The organism is Gordonia amarae NBRC 15530, from assembly GCF_000241345.1.
Lineage (GTDB): Bacteria > Actinomycetota > Actinomycetes > Mycobacteriales > Mycobacteriaceae > Gordonia > Gordonia amarae.
In genome coordinates this window covers 74,722-97,783 of the sequence record NZ_BAED01000024.1, presented here as the reverse complement: position 1 = coordinate 97,783, position 23,062 = coordinate 74,722, and the positions used below count along the sequence as shown (strand labels likewise).

Below are 23,062 nucleotides of genomic sequence, written 5' to 3'. Positions count from 1 at the left end.
AATGATGCCAGGATCAGGACGCGGCAGCGGCGGTAGCCATCACGTGCAGCGCGGCAACCAGTCCGTCTGTCAGGACGCGGCAGCGGCGGTAGCCATCACGTGCAGCGCGGCAACCAGTCCGTCGATCAGGTTGCCCTGCCGGATGCTGGTGATCGCCGCAGACACGCCGAGCTGCGCGACCCGGTCGTTGACGCGGTCTGCGACATCCTTGCCAGAGACGACCACGACGTCCTTGGTGTTGGGCGAGACCGCGATGAGCGCGCCGTTGTACGGCTCGGGCGCCTTGCCGAGGATGGCCTTGGCGTCCGACACCGCGTCGGTGCCCAGGTCACCGATGAACACCGAGAAGCGCACTCGTGCGACCTCGCTCGACTCCTTGAGGGCGTCGTCGAGGGCGATCAGCTCGTCACGGCTGAACGGCGGCGTGGTGGGAGCGTCACCCGGGAAACGGGTGGCCGACACCCGGCCGCTGTTGGTGACGACCGTTCCCATAGGCAATGCGCTCGATGCGGCCGCCAGGTCGCCCGTATTGTGGGCCACGTCACCACTTGCCACTTGCCGTACCTCCGTCTACGTCGTCGGACTCCGCGTGCCGTTCAGCGGACATCGGAGCAATGTCGGTAGCGCTGAACAGCAGCGGCTTATGCGTCCACTTCTGGTCAAGGGTGTAGATCTGCACCTTGGGGTACTTGAGCCCACCCGAGAACGTCATCGACACCACGCACGCCGCAACAGCCAGCAGGACGAGGATTGTGATGGGCACTCCGATTGGGACGATCAGGTCTTCCATGTCACCCTTCCGATCAGTGTGGTGCACCTATTGGTGATCAATTTAGACCACGCGGCGACCGGGCGGGCACTTACCCCTACGCAGTGTCGTAGACCCCGCGCGCGGCGCCGCGGTTGCCCTGCTCAGGCGGCGCCGGCGTCGATGTACTGAACCCAGTCGGGGTCGATGACCTTGACGGTGGCGAGCAGCCGCCAGTGCCTGCCCTTGGGGGCCGCGGGTACCACCCGGAGGGTCCACCCGAGTTCGCTGAGCAGCTTGTCGGCCTTGCGGTGGTTGCAGCTCGCGCAGCACGCCACGCAGTTCTCCCAGCTGTGCCCGCCGCCGCGGCTGCGCGGCACGATGTGGTCGATGGTGGTGGCCTTTGTGCCGCAGTAGCCGCAGCGGAAGTGGTCGCGGTGCATCAGCGCGGCGCGGGTCAGCGGGACCGACGCACGGTACGGCACCCGCACATAGGTGCGCAGCCGGATCACGGTGGGCACGGGGATCGCCATCCCGGCCGAGTGCACACTGTTGCCGGCGGCATCGGCGTGCACGACGTCTGCCCGGTCGCGCAGCACCAGCACGATCGCCCGCCGGATGGTGACGGCGGTGAGCGGTTCGAAGGTGGCGTTGAGCAGCAACACCCTGCGCCTGCCCCAGTACGTGCCACCCCGGTTGCCCTCGTCAGACGCCGAATGGGTGTCACCGGCACCGGGCAGCACTGTCATGTGTGCGCGCTCGACGCCGCCTCGTGGGCTGTGGTGCGCGTGTCGCGTCATACTGCCTCCCAGGTCGACATCGGACGAGACCAGTTGACCACGGTTGTCCGGCAGATGCACGGGAAATAAACCCGTCGACGCTGGTCGATCACGTGAACAACAGATGACCGCCGGTATCGGGGCGGGTGAGGACATGATTCGCCGGAACACGGATCGTCGGCATTGTGCGGCCGTGTTTGATGCCTTGCCCATCACCCGGGACAATGGGCGACGTGAGTTCCGACAGCCCCGGACAGGCCCCCGCCGAACAGACCTTCTACGACGCGGTGGGCGGCTCCCGCACGTTTGCCCGCATCGCCGCCCGCTTCTACGAGGAGGTCGCGCGTGACGAGGTGCTGCGGCCGATGTATCCCGAGGAGGATCTCGGACCCGCGCAGGAGCGCCTGCGGATGTTTCTCGAACAGTACTGGGGTGGCCCACGGACGTACTCCGACCAGCGCGGACATCCACGCCTGCGGATGCGGCACAACCCGTACCGGATCGGCCCGATCGAGAAGGACGCCTGGCTGCGGTGCATGCGCACGGCCATCGCCTCGATCGAGGAGTCGACCCTCGACGCGGCCCACCGGCAGGCCCTGACCGAGTATGTGGAGATGGCCGCGCAGATGATGGTCAACTCGGCGTTCTGATCGGCCCACCCGATCGGCCCCCTGCCGGATGTGTTCCGCTTCGACCGATCCGGCGCGTTCCGGCCCGCGATCGACCTCGTACTGTCCCTCCTGCCACAGTGGGCTGCCCTGATATCCAGGCGACACGTCCGCCACCCAACCTGAGGGATGTTTAGGACAGGCGGCGCGATTAGGGCAAAATTGCGGTCGTGAGCGACCAGACAACCCCTGACGCCCCCGCCGAACCCTTCGGCACCTCCGACGAGACGCCCGCGCCGGCCACCGGCGGTGAGTCCGTGCCGGGCGATACCGGCACCCCTGTACGCGCTGACGCAGAGCAGGAGATCGCCGCCCCGGAAGAGTCGGGTCAGGAGAACGTCGAGCACACCGAACCGGAATCGGCGGGCGGATCAGCCCAGGCCGACGATTCAGCCCAGTCGGACGATACAGCCCAGTCGGGCGAGTCGGGGCAGGCCGACGAGGCGGAACAGCCGAGCACCCCGGAACCGACCGATCTCGACGCCGAGCCCGAGGCCGACGAGCAGGTTCCGACCGACGCACCCGACGAGACCGGGACATCTGATACCGCCGACTCACCCGCTGATGCCGACGAGCACGGCGAGGATGCATCGACAGCACCCACGATCACCCCCGGCCCCGACGCGGCAGCGGTCGATAACCCGGTTGATGCCGATGACCCGGTTGATGCCGATGACGCGGTTGATGCCGATGACGCGGTCGCATCGCCGGAGCAGGTCGCACCCGCCCAGCCCCGGGTTGCCACCCAGCTCAGTACCTCTGACACGACGTGGTGGATGAACGCGATCTTCTACCAGATCTATCCGCGGTCGTTCTCCGACGCCAACGGCGACGGTGTCGGCGACCTCATGGGCGTCATCAGCCGCCTCGGATATCTGGAACTGCTGGGCGTGGACGCGATCTGGCTCAGTCCCATCATGCGCTCCCCCATGGCCGACCACGGGTACGACGTGTCCGATCCCCGCGACATCGACCCCGTCTTCGGCAGCCTCGCCCTGTTCGACAATCTGATCGCCGAAGCCCACGCCCGCAACATCCGGGTGACCATGGATCTGGTCCCCAACCACACCAGCGATCAGCACGAGTGGTTCCAGGCCGCGCTGGCAGCGGCGCCGGGCAGTCCCGAACGCGCCCGGTACATCTTCCGCGACGGGCGCGGCGAGAACGGTGACGAGCCGCCCAACAACTGGCACAGCGTGTTCGGCGGACCGGCCTGGCGCCGGATCACCGAGGCCGACGGCTCGCCGGGTCAGTGGTACATGCACATCTTCGCCCCCGAACAGCCGGACCTGAACTGGGAGAATCCGGAGGTCTTCGAGGATCTGGAGAAGACGCTGCGGTTCTGGCTCGATCGCGGGGTCGACGGCTTCCGCATCGACGTGGCGCATGGCATGGCCAAGCCGGAGGACCTGCCCGACATGGACCTGGACTCCACGCGGCTGCTGGAGAACAGCGACGACGATCCGCGCTTCAACAACTATGCGGTGCACGACATTCACCGCAAGATCCGCACAGTCATGGACGACTACCCGGGTGCGGCCAACGTCGGTGAGATCTGGGTGGAGGACAACGAGCGGTTCGCCGAGTATCTGCGGCCCGACGAGCTGCACCTGGGCTTCAATTTCCGGCTCGCCAAGGCGGACTTCACCGCCGAGTCGGTCCGGTCGGCCATCGAGAACTCGCTGGATGCGGTGCTCAGTGTCAACGGCACACCCACCTGGACCCTGTCCAATCACGACGTCGACCGGGAGGTGAGCCGCTACGCACCCGAGGTCGCCGCCGGCACCGATCCGGAGGTGGCGCTCGCCGACGGCATCCTGGCCGCACGGGCGATGGCTCTTGTCGAACTGGCGCTGCCGGGATCGATCTTCATCTACAACGGCGCCGAACTCGGTCTGCCGAACGTCGATCTGCCCGACGAGGCCCTGCAGGATCCCGTGTGGGAGCGGTCGGGTCACACCGAGCGCGGCCGGGACAACTGCCGGGTGCCGATCCCGTGGGAGGGCACCGAACCCCCGTACGGCTTCAGCAGCGCCGCCGGCACCTGGCTGCCGATGCCTGACTCGTGGGGCCCGTTCACTGCGGAAGCCCAGCTCGAGGATGTGGGCTCGACCCTGTCGCTGTACCGCCAGGCCATCGAATTGCGGTATTCCCGAAAGGAATTCACCGGTTCGACGGTCGAATGGTACGGGGCTCCGGAGGGGTGCCTGGCATTCCGCCGGTCCGAGGGACACCTGATCTGCGCGCTCAATACCACCGCCGAGCCGGTGGAGCTTCCGCCGGGTGAGCTGCTGCTGTCGAGCTACCCGCTCACCGACGGTCTGCTGCCGCCCCGGTCGGCGGCGTGGCTCGCCGAATACACCGACACCGCCGCCGACGCCGGACCCGAGGACACCGCTACAGCGGAGTGACCGTCAGGTCCCGGCTGCGGCGCTGGTAGACCGAGCCGAAGCGGGCGTCGATCCTGATCCAGGCCGCCGACGCCCGCACCCGCACCGGTTCGTCGGCGGCGATCCGGGTCAGGTCGGAGGTGTCGGTGACCTCCCGGCCATCGGCATCGCGGATGAATCCCATGGCGGTCAGCGCGAACACCGATCGCAGGATGATCGTCACCGGCTGCTGTCCGTCGGCAGGCGCCACCTCAAGCACACCCTGGTCGAGCAAACCCGTCGCCGGTCCATGCGCGCTGCCCTCGGTGCGGGCGAGCTTGGCACCGCTGCGCGCGAGTTCGACCACCGACCGGGCGGGAACGTCATCGACGTGGGTGTAGCCACCGGCCGGTGGCAGTGCGCCCTTCCAGGCGCTGCCGAAGGTGAACCCCGGATCGACCCGCGTACCGGCGGCGGCACCCGCCAGGACCCCTCGCAATTGCTCCGCGTCGCAGACGATGTCGTCGGGAGCGGACGCCCCGACGATCGACCGGGTCGCGAGCACGTCGAATCCGGTGTGAGTCCAGAGACCGAGCCGGCCGTCCGGCCGTGCGTGCAGCCGGATCACCGCCGCCTCGCTCATCCGGGCCGCCCGCGCTATGAAGGCGAGGGCGTCGGCCCGGTCGGAATCGGTCGCCGCCCGGACCCACCGTTCGGGGGCCTGCCCGCTCATCTCGCGAACTCGAGCAGGTAGGCCTTCTCCTCCGGGGTGAGGCGGCGCAGGCGCTGGGTGTCGACGTCGAAGGCGACGAGCTGTGTGGACGCCACGATCGCCGGTTTGGAGTCGGGGGCGCCACCCTTGGGCCGCACCTCGTAGCCGACGGTGAAGTCGACGGCCCGGACCCGCTCGGTGAACATCGTCACCTCCAGGGGACCTTCCTCATGCCGAAGCTGCAGTTGGTATTTCACGTGCAGGTCGGCGACGACGCAGCCCGAGCGCAGGCCCACCGTGGGCCGTGCGTCGTAGAACAGCCACGGGATGCGCGCCTCCTCCAGGAGGGTGACCATCCGTGCGTGGTTGATGTGCTGGTAGACGTCCATGTCGGACCAGCGCACAGGCACCTTCACCAGGTAGCCACGCTCCGTCTTGGTGCCTTCGTCTTCCACAACCTGCACGTGCGGTCCTCTCCTCGCGATCGTCGCCTTCGGGGCACGCAGGTGACCGGCACCGGATGCCCCATGTCACCCTACGTGCCGGTGCGGGCAACGGCGCGAGGCACGCGGCCGGTTCAGCGCAGCAGGCTGCGCAACTGCCGGGCGGCCACCGACAGCGTCGCGAGGTCCAGCGTTCCCGAGACCTCGATCTCGGTGAGCATCGATCGCACCCGCGCCAGCCGCGACGACTGCGACTGCTCCCATTCGGCGATCATCTCCGCCGGGGACTCCCCCGGCTCTGCCAGTTCTAGGACCTGTAGGGTGACCGCCCGCAGTGTCGCGTGCATGTCGTCGCGTAATGCCAAGCGCGCCAGTGCATGCCACCGATCACCATGATCGAGGACGCTGACCGCGGTCAGCAGTTGTTCGATGCCGAAGTGCTCCATGATCGCGAAGTAGAGCGCACCCACGTCGGCCGGTTCGTTGTCGGAGATCTCGGCGGCGTCGATGATGTCGAGCAGGCAGAAGCGGTGCAGGCTGATCGCCGCCTGATGTGCGGTGGCGTCGGGTACTCCCGCGCCGCGGTAGGCCGCGGTGCGTTCGTCCACGTCGCGGGCCGAATTGGAGCCGAACCAGCCCGACAGCAATGGTGTGAGCCGGGCGACCTGTCCCGAGTAGCGGATGATCTCGGCGGCGACGGCCAGCGGCTGGGGACGTCCGGCCAGGAACCACCGCGATGCCCGGAACACGAGCCGGCGAGCGTAGTTCATCATCTCGTCGACGGTCTTCACATCCACCGGCGCGGCGGCGATGTCCTCGAACACCTCCCGCATCCCGAACACCTTGTTGACCACGACGAAGGCGCGCACACCGTCCTCGGCACCCACACCGGCCCCCTCGGCCAGCCGGAACAAATGGGTGATCCCGACGTGCGCCATGACCTCGTTGACAAGGCTGGTGGCCACGATCTCCCGCCGCAGCCGGTGCGTGCGCAGCTCGCCGGCGTAGGTCCTGCGCAGCGGCTCCGGGAAGTAGCGGGCCAGCCGGTCGTCGAAGACGTCGTTGTCGACGAGATCGCCGGCGAGGAGGTCGGCTTTGGCGAGCAGTTTGACGTGCGCCATCACCGTGGCCAGCTCGGGCGAGGTCAGCGCACGACCGACTTCTCCGTGCAGGCGTTTGCGCAGTGCCGTCGGCGTGGGCAGGGCCTCCAGTCGCAGGTCGACGCCGCGTTCGGCGAGCGCGGCGAGCAGGCGGGCGTGCACCTCGACCCGGTCGAGGGCGTAGTTGCGCGAGAATCCGAGCTCGGCGTTCTGCTCGATGTTGTCGGCCAGTACGAGTTCGGCCACCTCGTCGGTCATCGAACTGAGCAGCGGATCACGTTGTTCGGCTGCGAGTTTGCCCGAGGTGACGGCGGTGTCGAGGAGTACCTTGATGTTCACCTCGTGGTCGGAGCAGTCCACCCCGGCCGAGTTGTCCATGGCGTCGGTGTTGATGCGTCCACCCGCGAGATCGAACTCGATCCGGCCGAGTTCGGTCACGCCGAGGTTGCCGCCCTCGCCGACAACGGTGGCGCGTACCTGATTTCCGTCGACGCGGATGGCGTCGTTGGCCTTGTCGCCGACGTCGGGGTTCGATTCGGTCGAGGCCTTGATGTAGGTGCCGATGCCGCCGTTCCACAGCAGGTCCACCGGGGCAAGCAGGATCGCCCGCATCAGCTCGGGCGGCGACAGCACATCGACGCCGTCGTCGATGCCGAGCGCGGCGGCCATCTGCGGGCTGACCGCGATGGCCTTCTGGTCGCGCGGCCAGACCCCGCCGCCCTCGCCGATCAATGCCGTGTCGTAGTCGGCCCACGACGACCTGGGCAGGTCGAACAGTCGCTTGCGTTCGGTGAAGGACTGGGACGCATCGGGATTCGGGTCGACGAAGATGTGCCGGTGGTCGAAGGCCGCCACCAGCCGGATGTGCCCGGACAGCAGCATCCCGTTGCCGAACACGTCGCCGCTCATGTCGCCGACACCCACGACGGTGAAATCCTGCGTCTGGGTGTCGATGCCCAGCTCCCGGAAATGCCGCTTCACCGATTCCCAGGCGCCGCGGGCGGTGATGCCCATCGCCTTGTGGTCGTAGCCCGCGGAGCCGCCCGAGGCGAATGCGTCGCCGAGCCAGAAACCGTATTGCGCGGCAACGCCGTTGGCGATGTCGGAGAACGCGGCGGTACCCTTGTCTGCGGCCACCACCAGGTAGGTGTCGTCACCGTCGCGGCGCACCACCGACCTCGCGGGCACCACCGCGCCGGTCGCCTTGTCGATGTTGTCGGTGACGTCGAGCAGCCCGGAGATGAACTGCCGATAGCATTCGATTCCCTCCTCGCGCAGGGCATCCCGGTCGGCACCGGGGTCTCCGGTCGACACCGGGTGCCGTTTGAGCACGAACCCCCCCTTCGCGCCCTGCGGCACGATCACCGCGTTCTTCACCGCTTGCGCCTTGACCAGTCCGAGGATCTCGGTCCGGAAGTCCTCGCGGCGATCCGACCAGCGCAGACCACCGCGCGCCACCGCACCGAAACGCAGGTGCACACCCTCGACGCGGGGCGAGTACACAAAAATCTCGTGCACCGGACGCGGCTCCGGCGCCTGCGGAATGTTCTGAGTGTCGAGCTTGAACGCCATCACCCCACCGGGAAGCAGCCTGTCGGTGACGTACACGTTGGTGCGGACCACCGCCAGCACCATCGCGGCGAAGGCGGAGACGATACGGTCGGCGTCGAGTCCGATGACCGCGCCGATGTCGCGGCGCAGCCCGTCCACCGCCACCGTGCGTCGCTCGGCGTCGGCGATCTCCGGATCGAAGGACGCCTCGAACACCGCCACCAGGCCGAGGGTCACGGCTCGTTCATCTCCGAGAACATCAGCCGAATGGGCTGTGCTGTATCCGAAGCCGATCTGCCGGAGGTACCGGTAGCAGGCGCGCAAGATAGCCACGGACCGCCAGTTCAGACCGCACCGCACGATCAGGGCGTTGAAGGCGTCCACCTCGGCCTCGCCATGCCACAACGCCCCGAATGCGTCGGTGAACCGCCGGGTCAGGTCTGCCTCGTCCCTGTCGGGGTCGGTGCTGATCCCCGGCGCCAGACGCACCCCGAATTCGTATGCCCAGCACGGCACCCCGTCGGCCCGGTCGAGTTCGTAGGGATGCTCGTCGAGCACGGCCACCCCGAGGCTCTGCAGCACCGGCAGCACATCGGTCAGGCTCACCGATTCGCCGCACAGGTAGAGGGTGAACGTCCGGCGGGTGGCGTCCACGTCGGACTGCCGCAGCGTCACCGTCATCTCGCCGGGCGCGAGACCGGCGACATGTGCCAGGTCGACGACGGCGTCCTCGGGGTCGCGGCTGTCCTTGTAGTCCTCCGACAGTCCCGGGACCAGCCGCAGCAATGTGTCGGCTCCACCCTCCTCACCCAGCGTGGCCGAGGGCACGCGCTGCAGTTCGGCCACCGCACCGGGGGCCAGCTCCCGCACCCGGTCGTCCCAGCTACGGATCAGGTCGCTCAGCGCTTCCTGGATCTCGGCGTGGGCGGGTGAACCGGGTTCGAGGGAACCGAGTCCGGCGATCGTCGCGTCGTCGACACGGACCAGCAGCTGCAGCAGCGCCAACGGCAGTTCGCTCACGCGGGCGGTGTATTCGAGGTCGGTGGCGTGAAGCCGGGTGGCGATCTCGTTCTGCAGACTCAGCCGGGATGCGGTTGTGTACCGGTCCCGCGGCAGGTACACCAGCGCCGACGCGGTCTGCGCGCCCGGGGTGGCGCGCACGAACCACCGCAGTGTCCGCGAGTCGACGGCGTCGAGCATCTCCTCGCTGCGCAGGGCCAGGTCCTCGGCGCCGAGCCAGAACAGTTCCACCAGTGGGTAGTTCTGCAGCAGTTCGATGATCGCTTGTCCGGCGTAGGAATCCGCGTCCACGCCGGCGTGACTCAGGACATCGGCCACCTTGGGACCGATCACCGGGATGTCGAGGATCGACTGGTGCCGGCCCCAGCTGGTGAAGTTCCCGAGGAAGCGGTGCTCGCCGGCCGGTGCGCCGTCCGGGGTGAACACCGGAACCTGGAGCAGCACAGGGTATGCCGAACGCTGAATCCCGGTGCGCAGGTACACCCGGGAGATCACGGGCACCTGCAACACCGGCCCGTGGGCGGGTGCGGTGATGCCGTCGGCACGCCCGACACCGAGCTTGTCTCCCGAGGGTTCGCCTGTGGCGGAGATGAATTCGTGTCCGAACAGGGAGAAGCGCGGCCCGGCAAACCATTCCAGCAGTCGCACGTACTCGGCGCGCTCGGTGGTGTCGACGGGAGCGTTCGCGTAGCCGCCCGCGCAGTCGGTCAGCTTCGCCAGCGTCGCGTCGAAGTCCCGGTGGACGTCGGCGACCCGATCGATCACCGTCCGCAGGTCGGTCCGGAATCCGGATGCGTCGACACCCGACTTGGCAGCCGCCGCCCGCACGTAGATCCACGACTCCTCGACGGCGCCGGTCGCCTCGCCCACCGCTGTCAGCGCACCGTCTTTGTCGCGCACGACCGGTAGCACCGGATGGTCGATACCGTCGACGGTCAGCGCATGGGACTCCACGGTTGCCAGGACAGCCTCCACCAGCAGCGGCATGTCGTCGGCGACGACGACGATCTCCACACCCCCGTCCGGGGTCGCGGTGACCTCGACCGTCGTCACGCCCGGTTCCCGCCGGGTCGCGACCTCGATATGTCTGCGCACCCGGTCGACGGCGGCCGGGGATGTCTCCATCGCCGGATCGCCCGTTCGCGCTCCGAGATACCTTGGGGCCACCTGGTCCACGTCGACCGTCGTCTGCGGCACGGATATCACCCTCACCGGCGGGGCGTCGGGACCGGGAACCTCCTGATCCGCACCCTGATTCCCGATGCTATCGCCAGAACGGGCGCCGGGCATCAGGTCGGTGAACACCGCCCGAAATCACGAAGGCCGTGCCCACCCGGTGGACACGGCCTTCGGTCGCGATGATCAGTCGCGGGTCAGCTTGCGGTGGGTGACCCGGTGCGGCCGGGCCGCGTCGGCGCCGAGCCGGTCGACCTTGTTGGCCTCGTACGCCTCGAAGTTACCCTCGAACCAGAACCACTGGCCCTCTTCCACATTGCCCTCCCAGGCAAGGATGTGGGTACAGGTGCGGTCGAGGAACCAGCGGTCGTGGGAGATCACCACGGCGCAGCCGGGGAACGTCTCCAGCGCGTTCTCCAGCGAACCCAGAGTTTCGACGTCAAGGTCGTTGGTGGGCTCGTCGAGCAGGATCAGGTTGCCGCCCTCTTTGAGGGTGAGCGCCAGGTTGAGCCGGTTGCGTTCACCGCCGGAGAGCACCTCGGATCGCTTCTGCTGGTCGGGACCCTTGAAGCCGAACGCGCTCACGTAGGCGCGCGAGGGCATCTCGTTCTGGCCGACCTCGATGTAATCGAGGCCGTCGGAGACGACCTCCCACACCGTCTTCTTCGGGTCGATGTTGGCCCGGCTCTGGTCGACGTAGCTCAGCTTGACGGTCTCGCCGACCTTGACGTTGCCCGAGTCGGGCTCCTCCAGACCGACGATGGTCTTGAACAGCGTGGTCTTGCCGACTCCGTTGGGGCCGATCACACCGACGATTCCGTTGCGCGGCAACGTGAACGACAGGTCCTTGATAAGGATGCGGCCGTCGAAGCCCTTGTCGAGGTGACCGACCTCCACCACCACATCGCCCAGGCGTGGCGGGGTGGGGATCTGGATCTCCTCGAAGTCGAGCTTGCGCGTCTTCTCGGCTTCGGCCGCCATCTCCTCGTAGCGCTGCAGGCGGGCCTTGTTCTTCGTCTGGCGGGCTTTGGCTCCCGAACGCACCCAGGCGAGCTCTTCCTTGAGCCGCTTCTGCAGCTTCTGATCCTTCTTGCCCTGCACCTCGAGCCGCTCGGCCTTCTTCTCCAGGTACGTGGAGTAGTTGCCCTGATACGGGATCAGCTTGCCGCGGTCGACCTCACAGATCCATTCGGCGACGTGATCGAGGAAGTACCTGTCGTGCGTGACGGCCAGCACGGCGCCCGGGTAGCTCGCGAGGAACTGTTCGAGCCACAGCACGCTCTCGGCGTCGAGGTGGTTGGTCGGCTCGTCCAGCAGCAGCAGGTCGGGTTTGCTCAGCAGCAGTTTGCACAGTGCGACGCGGCGGCGTTCACCACCGGACAGGTGGGTGACGGGCGAGTCTGCCGGCGGGCAGCGCAGTGCGTCCATCGCCTGTTCGAGCTGGGAATCGAGGTCCCAGGCGTCGGCGTTGTCGAGATCCTCCTGGAGCTTGCCCATCTCCTCCATGAGTTCGTCGGAGTAGTCGGTGGCCATCAGCTCGGCGACCTCGTTGAAGCGGTCGAGCTTGACCTTGAGCTCACCCATCCCCTCCTCGACGTTCTCCTTGACCGTCTTCTCCTCGTTGAGAGGCGGCTCCTGCATGAGGATGCCGACGGTCGCGTCGGGGTCGAGGAAGGCCTCGCCGTTGGACGGCTGGTCGAGACCGGCCATGATCTTGAGGATCGAGGACTTGCCGGCGCCGTTGGGACCGACGACGCCGATCTTGGCTCCCGGGAAGAACGACATGGTGACGTCATCGAGGATGACCTTGTCGCCGTGCGCCTTGCGCACCTTCTTCATGGTGTAAATGAACTTCTCGGCCACTGGGCTCTCTGACCTGCCTATTCGCTGTTGTTCGTCGTACGCCTTGCCACAACCTTGCCACCGGCGGTCGGTAGCCGGGCCAAGGCCCTGCGGTCATCGGCGAGCGCGCCGCGCCGGATCGGGTGCGTCGCGACGGTGTCGTGATCCCGGTCAAGTCTACGGGCAGCGCCGGGCTACCTCGCGGCACCACCATTCATCGAGGTGGTCCTCCCCGCGCCCGACCCCACCATGTCGGGCGTTTCGCCGAACCGCGCAGGTCGCCGCCCCAGGTTATCCCCGTCATCTCGGAGTTAGGCTAGGCTCTCCTACTAGTTCGGTGGCTTTGCCCGCGGGTCGTCACCGAACCGGACGTAACCCGAGTCCGCACGTCCGCACACAACGAGGAGACCACGTGGGCACCGCCCTGATCGTCGCGTCGTCACCGACACCGTTCATCGCGCCCGGCGCCCTCACCACGTTGTTCACCCAGGTGGCGGTGTTGCTCGGGGCAGCGATCGCGTTCGGGTGGCTGGCCCGGCGCCTCGGACTGCCGGCCGTGACGGGCGAACTCGTGGTGGGCATCGTCCTGGGACCGTCGATCCTCGGTGAGATCTGGCCGGCGCTGCAGCACGGGCTGTTCCCCGCCGACACGCACCAACAGCAGCTGACCGACGCCATCGGCCAGTTGGGCGTGGTCCTGTTGGTCGGTCTGGCCGGGGCCGAGCTCGATCTCGCCTTCGTCCGTAGGCAAACCCGGCTGGTGAGCGGCGTGGGGATAGGAGCATTCGTCTTTCCCCTCGCCGCCGGAGTGGGTGCGGGCATTCTGCTGCCGACGAGTATGCGGGCCGACGGCTCGTCGACGGTCGCGCTGTCGCTTCTCCTCGGCGCGGCCCTGTCGGTCAGCGCGATCCCGATCATCGCCAAGATCCTGTCCGAGATGGGCATGCTGCACCGCAATGTCGGCCAGGTGATCCTGGCCGCCGCCACCACCAACGATGCGGTGGCCTGGATCCTGGTGTCTGTGACGGCCTCGATGGCCACCGTCGGCGTGAATACCGGCGACATCGCGGCCGCGTCGATCGGCACACTCGGCGCCTTCGTGGTCGCGATCGTGATCCTGCGGCCGGCCGTCCAACCGCTGCTCCGCAGACTGGAGGAGTCGTCTGCGGCGGTGTACCTGGCGCCGGTCAGCGCGGTCGTGATCGTCGGATGTGCGGCCGCCACCCAGGCCCTGGGTCTGGAGGCGATCCTCGGCGCGTTCCTCGCCGGGATCGTGATCGGTCCCCGCAAACCGTGGCTGATGGCTCCGCTCAACACCGTGACGCTGACCATCCTGGTGCCCATTTTTCTGGCCACCGCCGGGCTGCGGGTTGATCTGAGTCTGCTCACCGAGCCGGTGGTCGCGCTCGCGACGGTCACCGTGGTCGCCGTCGCCGTCGTCTCCAAGTTCGCCGGCGCCTACCTCGGTGCCCGGATGGTCCGGCAAACACACTGGGAGGCCACCGCGATCGGCGCCGGCCTTAACGCGCGCGGGGCTATCGAGATCGTGATCGCGATGGTGGGCTTGCGCCTGGGTATCTTCTCCCCCAGCATCTTTGCCATCGTGGTGATCGTCGCGATCGTGACCTCGGTGATGGCCCCGCCCGCTCTGAAGTACGCGATGGCACGGGTGACGTCGACCAGTGAGGAGCAGATCCGCCAGGAACTGCGTTCCCACCAGCCCGATCCCGAGGCGGACGGCCGCAGGCACTAGCCGGGGACCGACCGGCCCGCTACCCCGGTCGTTTGTTGAGCGACTTGAGCATCTCGTTGTAGTCGTCGAGGTCGGCGTCCTGGTCGCGGTCGGCCTGACGGTCGTAGCGGCGGGCGGCACGTTCGTCGCTGCGCTGCCACTGCACCAGCAACGCCAACATGATCACCACGAGCGGGATCTCACCGAATGCCCAGGCGATTCCGCCGCCGATGCGCTGGTCGTCGAACAGGTCGTACCGCCACGGCAACAGCAAGCTGCGGTAGTACTGCTCGGCGATCACCGAACTCGTCATCATCAACGCCACACCGAAGAAGGCGTGGAACGGCAGTGAACCCCACACGATGCCGAGTTTGGCCACCGGACTCACCTGCCGGGGCGCCGGATCGATGCCGATCACCAGCCAGTAGAAGACGTACCCACTGACCAGGAAATGCAGGTTCATCAGCAGGTGTGCCGCGTGATACTCGACGACGGTCTCGAACAGTCCGCCCAGGTACAGGACGTAGAAACTGCCCACGAAGATCACGGCGGCGACCAGCGGATGGGTGGCGATCCGTCCCCACGGGCTGTGGATTCCGGTGAGGATCCATTCGCGCGGGCCGGCCGGATTGTCCTTGCCGGCAGGAGCCAGCGCACGCAACGCGAGGGTCACCGGCCCGCCGAGGACCAGCAGCACCGGCACCATCATCGACAGCATCATGTGCGAGATCATGTGGATGCTGAACATCGCCGGCGAGTAGCGGCCGAGCCCCGACGAGGTGGCCACCAGGAGCAGGGCGCAACCGAGTATCCAGGCGATGGTGCGGCCGATCGGCCACTCGTCGCCACGGCGGCGCAGCCGCACCACTCCGCGCAGATACACCGCCGCCAAAATGATCGCGAGGGTGCCGAAGATCAGGTCGAAGCGCCAATCGAACAGCATCCGGGCCACGTTCGGCGGTTCGCTGATCTGATAGCCGATCTTCAGCTCCACCGGCGAGATCGACGCGGTGTCGACCGGTGGTGGCGGGGTGCGCGAAAGGCCCGCGGCCAGGCCGAACGTCGCCGCGAACACCGCGAGCTCGACGGCGCCGAACCGGACGAACAGCGACTTCCACCAGGGCGCGTCGGACTCGTCACCAGCCTGTGCCTCGAGTTCGGCGATCGTCCTGCGGCGGTGCCAGGCGCCCAGCCCCCCGAGGACGACGAATGCGGCGATCTTCCACAGGATCAGCCGCCCGTAGGTGGTGTCGAGCAGGTCGCTGATCGGGACCCGGGTCAGCGCGTTGAGCACGCCGGTGGTACCCACCACCACGACACACCAGAAGGCGACCCGCGAGAATCTGCGGACCGCGAGAACCCGCCAGCGGCCGCGGGCCAGCGCGTAGGCCAGCACGGCGAACAGGCCGCCGGTCCACACCGCGGCGCCGACGATGTGCAGGATGAGGCTGTTGGTGGCCAGGTCGTGGTCGCCGCCGGACGACGAATGCCCGGCCAGCGCCGACGGCATCAGGCTCAGCGTCACCAACATGATCACGCCGATCGACCAGCCCCACCGCCACACCACACGCGCGAGCACCGCCGCCAGTAAGGCGAAGATCGCCGTCCACAACCATGTCTGGGCACCGGCGACCTGACCGTAGGCGCTGGTCAGGTTGCCGGGTTTGATCGACTCGGCGAACGTCTCGCCGCTGACATCGGAGATCGCCAACGGCACCCCGAGCAGACCGCACACCCCCCAGACGAGCGAGGCGACGGCGCTGATCCGCATCGCCCGGTACCCGCCGATGTCGAAGATCCCGTCGGCCTGGGCGGGGACGAAGAAGGCCGCGAACACCGCCGAACCCAACGCGATGGCGGCACTGAGCTGACCGACACCGGTCACCACCGGTAACCCGTACGTGGTGATCGGGCCCGGGTCGGGAACCCCGGCAAGCTTGATCGCCGATGCCGCGCTCGCCGAGGCGACCACGACGGCGACAATGGCGGCAACCCACCCTGCCATCCAGCACAGCCCGGCCACGACACCACGCTCGTCGCGCATCTCGTCCCGGCCGGGCGCGATCGGGGCTGACGATGACGCGCGGTTCATGCGACCACTGTATGTCCGGCTATACTCTGACAGGTTGTCAGCCCGCGTCGCACGTGATCTGACGCACGCGCCTCCGTAGCTCAGCTGGATAGAGCAAGAGCCTTCTAATCTCTAGGTCGCAGGTTCGAGTCCTGCCGGGGGCACTCCTGTCCGGTTTCCGGGATCGATCGCACCGTCGCCTCAGTGCGCCGCTTCGGTTTCCACCGGCTTGTCGGGTTCGACCGTGCCGCGCAGCCCACCGATGAACTTCATCGCGTGGTAGATGACCAGGGCGGCGATGGCGCCGAGGGCGATGCCACCGAACTGCAGGTCGCCGACCTTCCACGAGTAGTCGGCGATGCCGATGATGAGGGCGATCGCGGCGGTGAACTGGTTGATCGGCTTGGAGAAGTCGACCTTGTTGGTCACCCAGATATGGATGCCGAGGATGCCGACGAGACCGTACAGCGCGGTGGTCACGCCGCCGAGCACGCCGGGCGGGATCGCGGCGATGGTCGCACCGATCTTGGGTGAGAGTCCGAGCAGGATCGCGCCGATACCGGCCACCCAATACGCGGCGGTCGAGTACACCTTGGTGGCGGCCATCACACCGATGTTCTCGGCGTAGGTGGTGGTGGCCGAACCGCCACCGCTGCCCGCGAGCATCGTCGACACGCCGTCGGCGAACAGTGCCCGGCCGACGCTGCGGTCGTAGTTGATGCCGGTCATCGCGGTCAGCGACTTGACGTGGCCGATGTTCTCGACGACCAGCACCAGCACCACCGGCAGGAACATCGGCAGCACCGACAGGTGAAAGCTCGGTCCCTGGAAGTCGGGCAGCCCAATCCATTTGGCGTCGCCGATGGCGCTGGTGTCCACCTCGTCACGCCACCACGCGATGAGATAACCGGCCACGACGCTCAGGAAGATCGCGAGTCGGCCGAGCAGGCCCCGGAACAACACCACCGACAACACAAGCAGGACAAGGACGATGGTTGCGGTGACCGCACCCTGCTCGTAGTTGTTCTTGGCCGCCGGTGCCAGGTTGAAACCGATCAGCGCGACGATCGCACCGGTCACAATCGGCGGCATCAGCGCCTCGATCCAGCCGATCCCCGCAAAATGCGCGATCACGCCGATGATCGCGAGCAGAGCACCTGCGACGACGAGCCCACCGAGCGCCGACGCCGGTCCGTCCGATGCGGTCGCCGCCAGCACCGGTGCGATGATCGCGAAACTCGATCCCAGATAGCTGGGCAGCCGGTTGCGGGTGATGATCAGGAACAGCAGCGTGCCGATCCCGCTGAAGAACAGCGTCGTGGCCGGGGAGAACCCGGTGAGCACCGGCACCAGGAATGTGGCGCCGAACATCGCCACGATGTGTTGCAGTCCGATACTGACCGTGCGCGGCCAGCTCAGTCGCTGATCGGGCGCGATGACCGTGCCCTGATCAACCTTTGTCCATGCGAAGAACCCGCCCTGCATCGTCATCGGAACAGTGTTGCAGCACTGGCCCGATCGCGCGCGCGGAACGATGTGACAGCAGATACTCCGGTCGGGACAGCGTCGGCGGCATCTAGATCTCGCATGTGGCACCGCTATCCGACTGCACCTAGATCGAGATTCAGGAAGGCACAGGCGTTGCCGGGCCGACAGATAGGGTGAACTCACACGGCACCAGAATCGACGCACAGGAGACGACGAACATCGTGGCGAACACTCCGAAAGGTCAACGCACGGAAGCGGCGTTCGTCCAGGCCGCCCGAATCTGCTTCGCCGAACTCGGCTACCTGAACACCAAGATCTCCGACATCGCGACGGCTGCGGGCCGGTCGACGGCGTCGTTCTATAACTACTACGACAGTAAGGAGCAACTCCTGGAGGCGTTGCTCAAGGAATTCACCACCGGCGTCGTCGAGGCGGCCCTCGCGACCAGACACAACGACCCACAGGCGGGGGTGCGTGCGGCGGTCACCGCGTACTGGAACATGTTTCGCGAGTACCGGCCGGAGATGATCGGGCTGATCCAGATGTCGATGCTCGACGAGACCTTCCGGCAGCGGTGGCTCGACAACCGGATAGCGGGCATCAAGCAGGTTCTCCTCAGCTTCGACCGGGCCGAGCAGGCCGGTTACGCCATCGGACTCCCCCACGACGCGCTGGCCTCGGCGCTCGTGTCGGCGATGGAGCACACCTGCTACGTCTGGCAGTCGGTGGGCGGTGACCTCGGCGTCAACCGCCCCGACGACGAGTCCGCCATCGACGTGCTCGCGGCGCTCTGGTACCGCACCGTCTATCAGCAACCCACCGACTGACAACCCCATCATGACCCTTCCCCCACGATTACCTACGGAGTAGACAGTGACCACGGGAGCACTCGACGGCATTCGCGTGATCGAGATCGGCACATTGATCTCCGGCCCCTTCGCCGGACGACTTCTCGGCGACATGGGTGCCGAGGTCATCAAGATCGAGCCACCAGGACAGCCCGACCCGATCCGCTCCTGGGGTCAGGCCGAGCTCGACGGCCACCATTTCCTGTGGACCGTGCATGCGCGCAACAAGAAGTCGATCACCCTCAACCTCCGTAAACCGCAAGGGCGTCAGGTCTTTCTGGATCTGGTGAAGCAGTCCGACATCGTGGTGGAGAACTTCCGGCCGGGCACCCTGGAGAAGTGGGACCTCGGCTACGACGTCCTGTCCGAGGCCAATCAGGGCCTGATCCTGGTCCGGGTCTCCGGTTACGGGCAGACCGGCCCCGACGCGCAGAAGCCTGGCTATGCCTCCGTCGCCGAGGCCGCGAGCGGCCTTCGCCACATGAACGGTTTCCCCGGCGGACCGCCACCGCGCCTGGCGATCTCCCTCGGCGACTCGCTGGCCGGCATGTTCGCCGCGCAGGGCGCACTCGCAGCACTGTACCGTCGCACCGTCACCGGCCGTGGCCAGGTTGTCGACACCGCCCTTATTGAGGCGTGCCTGGCGGTCCAGGAGTCCACGATCCCCGACTACGACGCGGGCGGCGTGGTGCGCGGACCGTCCGGCACCCGGCTCGAGGGCCTCGCGCCATCGAACATCTACCAGGCCTCCGACGGCAGCTGGATTGTGATCGCGGCCAATCAGGACACCGTCTTCCGCCGGCTGTGCGGCGCGATGGGGCAACCCGAACTGGCCGATGACCCCGACTACGCCGACCACCTCGCCCGCGGGCGCCATCAGGACCGACTCGACGAGATCATTGGCGCCTGGGCGGCACGGTACTCCCCCACGGATCTCGTCGACACGCTGTCGGCGGCGGGCGTGATCGCAGGCCCGATCAACACCGTCGCCGAGGTCGTCAACGACCCGCAACTGGTGGCCCGCGAGATGATCGTCGACCACTGGGACGAGCGGGTGCACCGGAATATCAAGGGACCGGGCATCATTCCCAAACTCTCCGAATCACCAGGGTCTGTGCGCAATGCCGGACCCGCCCGTGTCGGCCAACACAACGACGACATCTACTCGGATCTCCTCGGATACGCCGCCGAGAAACTGGCACAACTGACCGACGAGGGGATCCTGTGAGCACCACACACGTGACCATCCGGGAGGTCGCCCTCCGCGACGGCCTCCAGATCGAGGACCCGATCTCGACCGAGGCGAAGATCGAGCTGCTCGAGGCCATCGTCGCCACCGGCGTCACCGAGGTCGAGGCAACAGCCTTTGTCTCCCCGAGCAAGGTGCCCGCCCTCGCCGATGCACCCGATTTCGCCAAGGAGCTCAAGCGCTTTCCCGAGGTCGCCTTCTCGGCGCTGGCCGCCAGTCCCAACGGTGCCCGGCGCGCACTGGACGCCGGACTCACGTCCATCGAATACGTTGTCTCCGCTTCAGATTCACACAGCCGGTCCAATGTCGGCCGGGACACCGCCGCCGCGACCGCGGCCATCGCCGAGATCGCGGAGGTCACCCACGACGCGGGCGCGACGGTTGAGGTCATCATCGCCACCGCATGGGATTGCCCGTTCGACGGCCCGACCCCGCCCGAGCGTGTCCTGCGGATCGTGGATGCGGCGGTGACCGCCGGAAGCGACCGGATCGCCATCGCGGACACCATCGGCACCACCACACCCGGCCGGGTGACATCGCTGCTGGCTCAGGTACGTCCGGAGATCGGTGCACTGCCGCTCGGCTGTCACTTCCACAACACCCGCGGCGCTGGTCTGGCCAGTGCCTACGCTGCCGTTCTGGCCGGAGTGAGCAGGCTCGATGCGTCGGTCGGCGGTCTGGGCGGGTGCCCGTTCGCGCCCGGTGCGAGCGGAAACATCGCGACCGAGGACCTCGTGTATCTACTGCGCGACAGCGGTGTCGCGGTCGACCTCGACCTCGACCGAGCCATCGCCGCGGCCGGCGTCGCACAGCGGCTGATCGGGAAGCAGCTCCCCAGCGCACTGCTGCGGGCGGGCGACCGCCTCCATGCTCCCGCGCATCCATCCTGAAGCGAACCCCGAGAAACCCATGACCGTGACCCGGGTCAGCCTCGAATTGGGCGGCAAGTCCGCGGCGGTGATTCTCGACGATGCCGACCTCGTGGCAAATGCCCAGGCGTTCGCGTTGATGTGTGCTTCGCGGTGCTGAATCCTTCTGGAATGCAATGCAGTTGCGGATTGCGTAGGGACTGCAACACCAGCGGTGTGGCCCCCGCGAACACCGACTACGCGTCGATCCAGTCGACCACTTCATCGAGAGGTGCACGAGTCGTCCGGTAGCTATTGGACGCATCGTCGAAGTCGGGGTACCCGAACGAGACTCCGCAGACGATCATCCGATCCTCGCCGAGTCCGAGTTCGGAGCGCAACACCTGTGGGTACATGGCCAGGGCGGCCTGGGCGATACTCCCCACGCCATGTGCGGTCGCGGCGAGAAGGAAACTGCTCAGATAGGCGCCGCAGTCAACAGCTCCGTATGGGCCGAGTGCTTCATCGGTGTGAATGATCGCCACATGCGGTGCGTCGAACAGGGCGAAGTTGCGCAGCGTTTGCTTCAGGCGCCCTTCGACGTCTCCCCGATCGATCCCGAGCGCGTCGTAGAGTTGCAGGCCACTCTGGCGTCTCCGATCGCGGTGCACCCCGCGGTATTCACGCGGGAAAGGCATATCAGTGATCACCGGTTCGTCACTTGTGGCAGCCGCCACCAGTGCGGTCCGGATTCGTTCTGTTCCGGCGCCTCGGGTGATGGACAGCTTCCACGATTGGCTGTTGCACCACGACGGGGTCAGCTGAGCGGTGCGCAGAATCGAGTCGATCACGTCGTCAGGAACCGGACGAGCAGTGAACGCTCGGTAGCTGACCCGCACGGCCAGCAGGTGTTCCAGAGTATCGGCCGCATTGTCGGGCAGGTGGTCGGAACGACGCGTATCGGTGACCTCTGATGTCATCGGTTGAGCCTTTCTGGGGTAACGGTGCAGATCATCGCGATGGAGAGACGTTCAGAACGGTCAAACCCATCTTCTCGCGGCCGGCGACGGCCGCCATCGCCTGCACAGCCTCTTCAAGCGGATACCGGGCTTGAATGGGTGGAACAATCTTTCCGGAGGTGAGCAGCGCCTCCAGATCGTCACGGTTCTGTGCGGCCTCTTCAGGACGACGACGTTCGAAGTCGGCGATTTCGTAGCCGGTGACGAGAGAGCCCTTCAAGAGCACGCCGCGCGGGGCCGCCGGATACTCGGTTCCACGCCGGCCTTTGAGTTGGTCGAATCAGTCGACTCGTTCGAGCTGTCCGGAGCTGCGCCGGAACCTCGGCGCCACAGGACTGCGGCGCCCACAATCAGGATCAGCCCGAGCACTCCCAGCGCGAGAGGAATCCACAGTGTGAGAGCCCGCAGCATGGACTCGGCGTCTTTCAGGGTTGCGATCGTATCGGCCACGGTGTCGTCGTTTGCGGAGACATTCAGGATCTGCAGCGGCATCCGGGTCAGCGGCTTGGTCGAATCACCGATAGCTGCAACGACCTTCACGCCCTGCTCCAGTGCGGTGAACAGACCGAGGTTCTTGTCGGCGTCGATTGTCACATCCGAGGTAGCAACCAGGGACACCGGCAATGACGGTCCGAACTGCTTCAGAATCGCCTCGGGGACACCCATTTTCGCCAGCACTACAGCGGGGATCGACTTTCCGTCGGTACCGAATCGCTGGCCGAGCGCGGCGTAGAGCCGGCCCGCGAGTGCCTGGTCCCCCACCGGACCGGTGTTACTGGCTTTGAAGGTGAGGTTCTCCCGACCCGAGATATCCTTGTTCCCTTCGTAAGTCAACGGTACCGCCTTGGCCAGGGTGGTGTCGTAGAAGGTCTGACCGTCGCGCGCGGGATCCTTCGGGAAGGCAAAGACCGAGGCCCCCTGCTGGTCGGTCACCTCGCCACCACCCGGAGCGTCCGACTGCCCGTACCTCTTGCGATCGATCCCGAAGTTCAGACTCGTCTCCGACAGCGGCTTCTCGGACTCGCTGCGGGGCACCGAGAACGCGCGGGTAGTCACGCTGACCAGTGCGTCGTTCCCAGCAACCTTTTCCGACTTGATCGTCCGTTCCACCTCGACGGGCCGGCTGACCATGGCTGTCGGATTCGTCGGGTCCGGAACCTGCATCGTGCCGCTCAGGACCGCCGTCCGGTCGGTATCGCTCGGCAGCTTCGTGATTGCCGGAGTGACAACGAAACTGACGATGAATACGGCGACCACTAGGAGTACCCCCAGAGCGGTCAGGGCTATTGGCCATTTACGTGTACGCATACTTTTCACTTCCATGTTCAGGTTCGGGGACACCGAAGGGAGACTGGCGGACCGAAGGAGGTACGTGGTGTATCACGGGCGGATGCGACAA

General features: G+C 66.9%; 18 protein-coding genes, 1 tRNA gene and 1 pseudogene. 8 read left to right on the top strand and 12 right to left on the bottom strand.

The window, feature by feature from the left end; all coding sequences use genetic code 11:
• Positions 1–69: 69 nt before the first annotated feature.
• The 3 genes from GOAMR_RS07540 to GOAMR_RS07530 all read right to left on the bottom strand — a co-directional run bounded on the left by GOAMR_RS07540 (position 70) and on the right by GOAMR_RS07530 (position 1,548).
• Positions 70–555 carry a DUF5130 domain-containing protein gene (locus tag GOAMR_RS07540; protein ID WP_005184981.1) on the bottom strand — a complete coding sequence of 162 codons (486 nt, stop codon included), beginning with the start codon at positions 553–555 and terminating at the stop codon, positions 70–72.
• Entirely contained in the window at positions 542–790 is a 249-nt protein-coding gene (gene ctaJ, locus GOAMR_RS07535; protein ID WP_005184978.1) for an aa3-type cytochrome oxidase subunit CtaJ, read from the bottom strand. Before ctaJ ends, GOAMR_RS07540 begins: the two co-directional genes overlap by 14 nt.
• A 122-nt stretch (positions 791–912) precedes the next feature.
• Positions 913–1,548 carry an HNH endonuclease gene (locus GOAMR_RS07530; RefSeq protein ID WP_083836886.1) on the bottom strand — a complete coding sequence of 212 codons (636 nt, stop codon included), beginning with the start codon at positions 1,546–1,548 and terminating at the stop codon, positions 913–915.
• Between the two features lie 203 nt (positions 1,549–1,751).
• Between GOAMR_RS07530 and GOAMR_RS07525 the strand changes: the two genes are divergently transcribed.
• Both GOAMR_RS07525 and GOAMR_RS07520 read left to right on the top strand, forming a co-directional pair.
• The gene (locus GOAMR_RS07525) at positions 1,752–2,177 is read left to right on the top strand and encodes a globin (RefSeq protein WP_005184973.1); all 426 of its coding nucleotides are present in this window, start codon (positions 1,752–1,754) and stop codon (positions 2,175–2,177) included.
• A gap of 188 nt (positions 2,178–2,365) precedes the next feature.
• Positions 2,366–4,606: an alpha-amylase family glycosyl hydrolase gene (locus tag GOAMR_RS07520; protein WP_005184970.1), complete on the top strand. Its 2,241-nt coding sequence runs from the start codon at positions 2,366–2,368 to the stop codon at positions 4,604–4,606.
• Here GOAMR_RS07520 and GOAMR_RS07515 read toward each other — a convergent pair.
• The 4 genes from GOAMR_RS07515 to ettA form a co-directional block, all read right to left on the bottom strand.
• Entirely contained in the window at positions 4,593–5,297 is a 705-nt protein-coding gene (locus GOAMR_RS07515) for a DUF8185 domain-containing protein (RefSeq protein WP_005184967.1), read from the bottom strand. The genes GOAMR_RS07520 and GOAMR_RS07515 overlap by 14 nt on opposite strands.
• On the bottom strand, positions 5,294–5,740 hold the full coding sequence (locus tag GOAMR_RS07510; RefSeq protein ID WP_005184964.1) for an acyl-CoA thioesterase: 447 nt from the start codon (positions 5,738–5,740) through the stop codon (positions 5,294–5,296). Before GOAMR_RS07510 ends, GOAMR_RS07515 begins: the two co-directional genes overlap by 4 nt.
• Positions 5,741–5,853: 113 nt before the next feature.
• Positions 5,854–10,515 carry an NAD-glutamate dehydrogenase gene (locus GOAMR_RS07505; RefSeq protein WP_005184961.1) on the bottom strand — a complete coding sequence of 1,554 codons (4,662 nt, stop codon included), beginning with the start codon at positions 10,513–10,515 and terminating at the stop codon, positions 5,854–5,856.
• Positions 10,516–10,752: 237 nt separating this feature from the next.
• On the bottom strand, positions 10,753–12,429 hold the full coding sequence (ettA, locus tag GOAMR_RS07500) for an energy-dependent translational throttle protein EttA (RefSeq protein WP_005184958.1): 1,677 nt from the start codon (positions 12,427–12,429) through the stop codon (positions 10,753–10,755).
• A gap of 391 nt (positions 12,430–12,820) precedes the next feature.
• Here ettA and GOAMR_RS07495 point away from each other — a divergent pair, with 391 nt between their 5' ends.
• Positions 12,821–14,161: a cation:proton antiporter gene (locus GOAMR_RS07495; protein WP_005184955.1), complete on the top strand. Its 1,341-nt coding sequence runs from the start codon at positions 12,821–12,823 to the stop codon at positions 14,159–14,161.
• A gap of 19 nt (positions 14,162–14,180) precedes the next feature.
• On the opposite strand, the gene GOAMR_RS07490 is transcribed toward GOAMR_RS07495, so the two are convergent.
• Entirely contained in the window at positions 14,181–16,232 is a 2,052-nt protein-coding gene (locus GOAMR_RS07490; protein ID WP_005184954.1) for a bifunctional copper resistance protein CopD/cytochrome c oxidase assembly protein, read from the bottom strand.
• A gap of 69 nt (positions 16,233–16,301) precedes the next feature.
• On the opposite strand from GOAMR_RS07490, the gene GOAMR_RS07485 reads away from it, so the two are divergent.
• A tRNA-Arg gene (locus tag GOAMR_RS07485) sits at positions 16,302–16,375 on the top strand.
• A 37-nt stretch (positions 16,376–16,412) separates the two neighbouring features.
• Here GOAMR_RS07485 and GOAMR_RS07480 read toward each other — a convergent pair.
• Positions 16,413–17,696: a uracil-xanthine permease family protein gene (locus GOAMR_RS07480; protein ID WP_005184951.1), complete on the bottom strand. Its 1,284-nt coding sequence runs from the start codon at positions 17,694–17,696 to the stop codon at positions 16,413–16,415.
• 224 nt (positions 17,697–17,920) lie between these two features.
• Between GOAMR_RS07480 and GOAMR_RS07475 the strand changes: the two genes are divergently transcribed.
• The 4 genes and pseudogenes from GOAMR_RS07475 to GOAMR_RS24735 all read left to right on the top strand — a co-directional run.
• Positions 17,921–18,526, top strand: a complete 606-nt coding sequence (locus GOAMR_RS07475) for a TetR/AcrR family transcriptional regulator (protein WP_005184948.1) — start codon at positions 17,921–17,923, stop codon at positions 18,524–18,526.
• Between the two features lie 46 nt (positions 18,527–18,572).
• A complete protein-coding gene (locus GOAMR_RS07470) occupies positions 18,573–19,775 on the top strand; it encodes a CaiB/BaiF CoA transferase family protein (protein WP_005184946.1) in 1,203 nt (400 codons plus the stop codon).
• Positions 19,772–20,686, top strand: a complete 915-nt coding sequence (locus tag GOAMR_RS07465) for a hydroxymethylglutaryl-CoA lyase (protein ID WP_005184945.1) — start codon at positions 19,772–19,774, stop codon at positions 20,684–20,686. The genes GOAMR_RS07470 and GOAMR_RS07465 overlap by 4 nt, the downstream gene beginning before the upstream one ends.
• 34 nt (positions 20,687–20,720) lie before the next feature.
• A pseudogene (locus GOAMR_RS24735) lies at positions 20,721–20,798 on the top strand (hypothetical protein); the annotation flags it as partial.
• Between the two features lie 103 nt (positions 20,799–20,901).
• On the opposite strand, the gene GOAMR_RS07460 reads toward GOAMR_RS24735, so the two are convergent.
• Genes GOAMR_RS07460 through GOAMR_RS07450 form a run of 3 tightly spaced genes read right to left on the bottom strand, consistent with a single transcriptional unit; the run spans position 20,902 to position 23,004 of the window.
• Entirely contained in the window at positions 20,902–21,624 is a 723-nt protein-coding gene (locus GOAMR_RS07460; protein WP_005184944.1) for a nitroreductase, read from the bottom strand.
• Positions 21,625–21,655: 31 nt separating this feature from the next.
• Entirely contained in the window at positions 21,656–21,883 is a 228-nt protein-coding gene (locus GOAMR_RS07455) for a zinc-binding dehydrogenase (RefSeq protein WP_138943634.1), read from the bottom strand.
• Positions 21,880–23,004, bottom strand: a complete 1,125-nt coding sequence (locus tag GOAMR_RS07450) for a porin PorA family protein (protein ID WP_005184942.1) — start codon at positions 23,002–23,004, stop codon at positions 21,880–21,882. Before GOAMR_RS07450 ends, GOAMR_RS07455 begins: the two co-directional genes overlap by 4 nt.
• Positions 23,005–23,062: the final 58 nt, after the last annotated feature.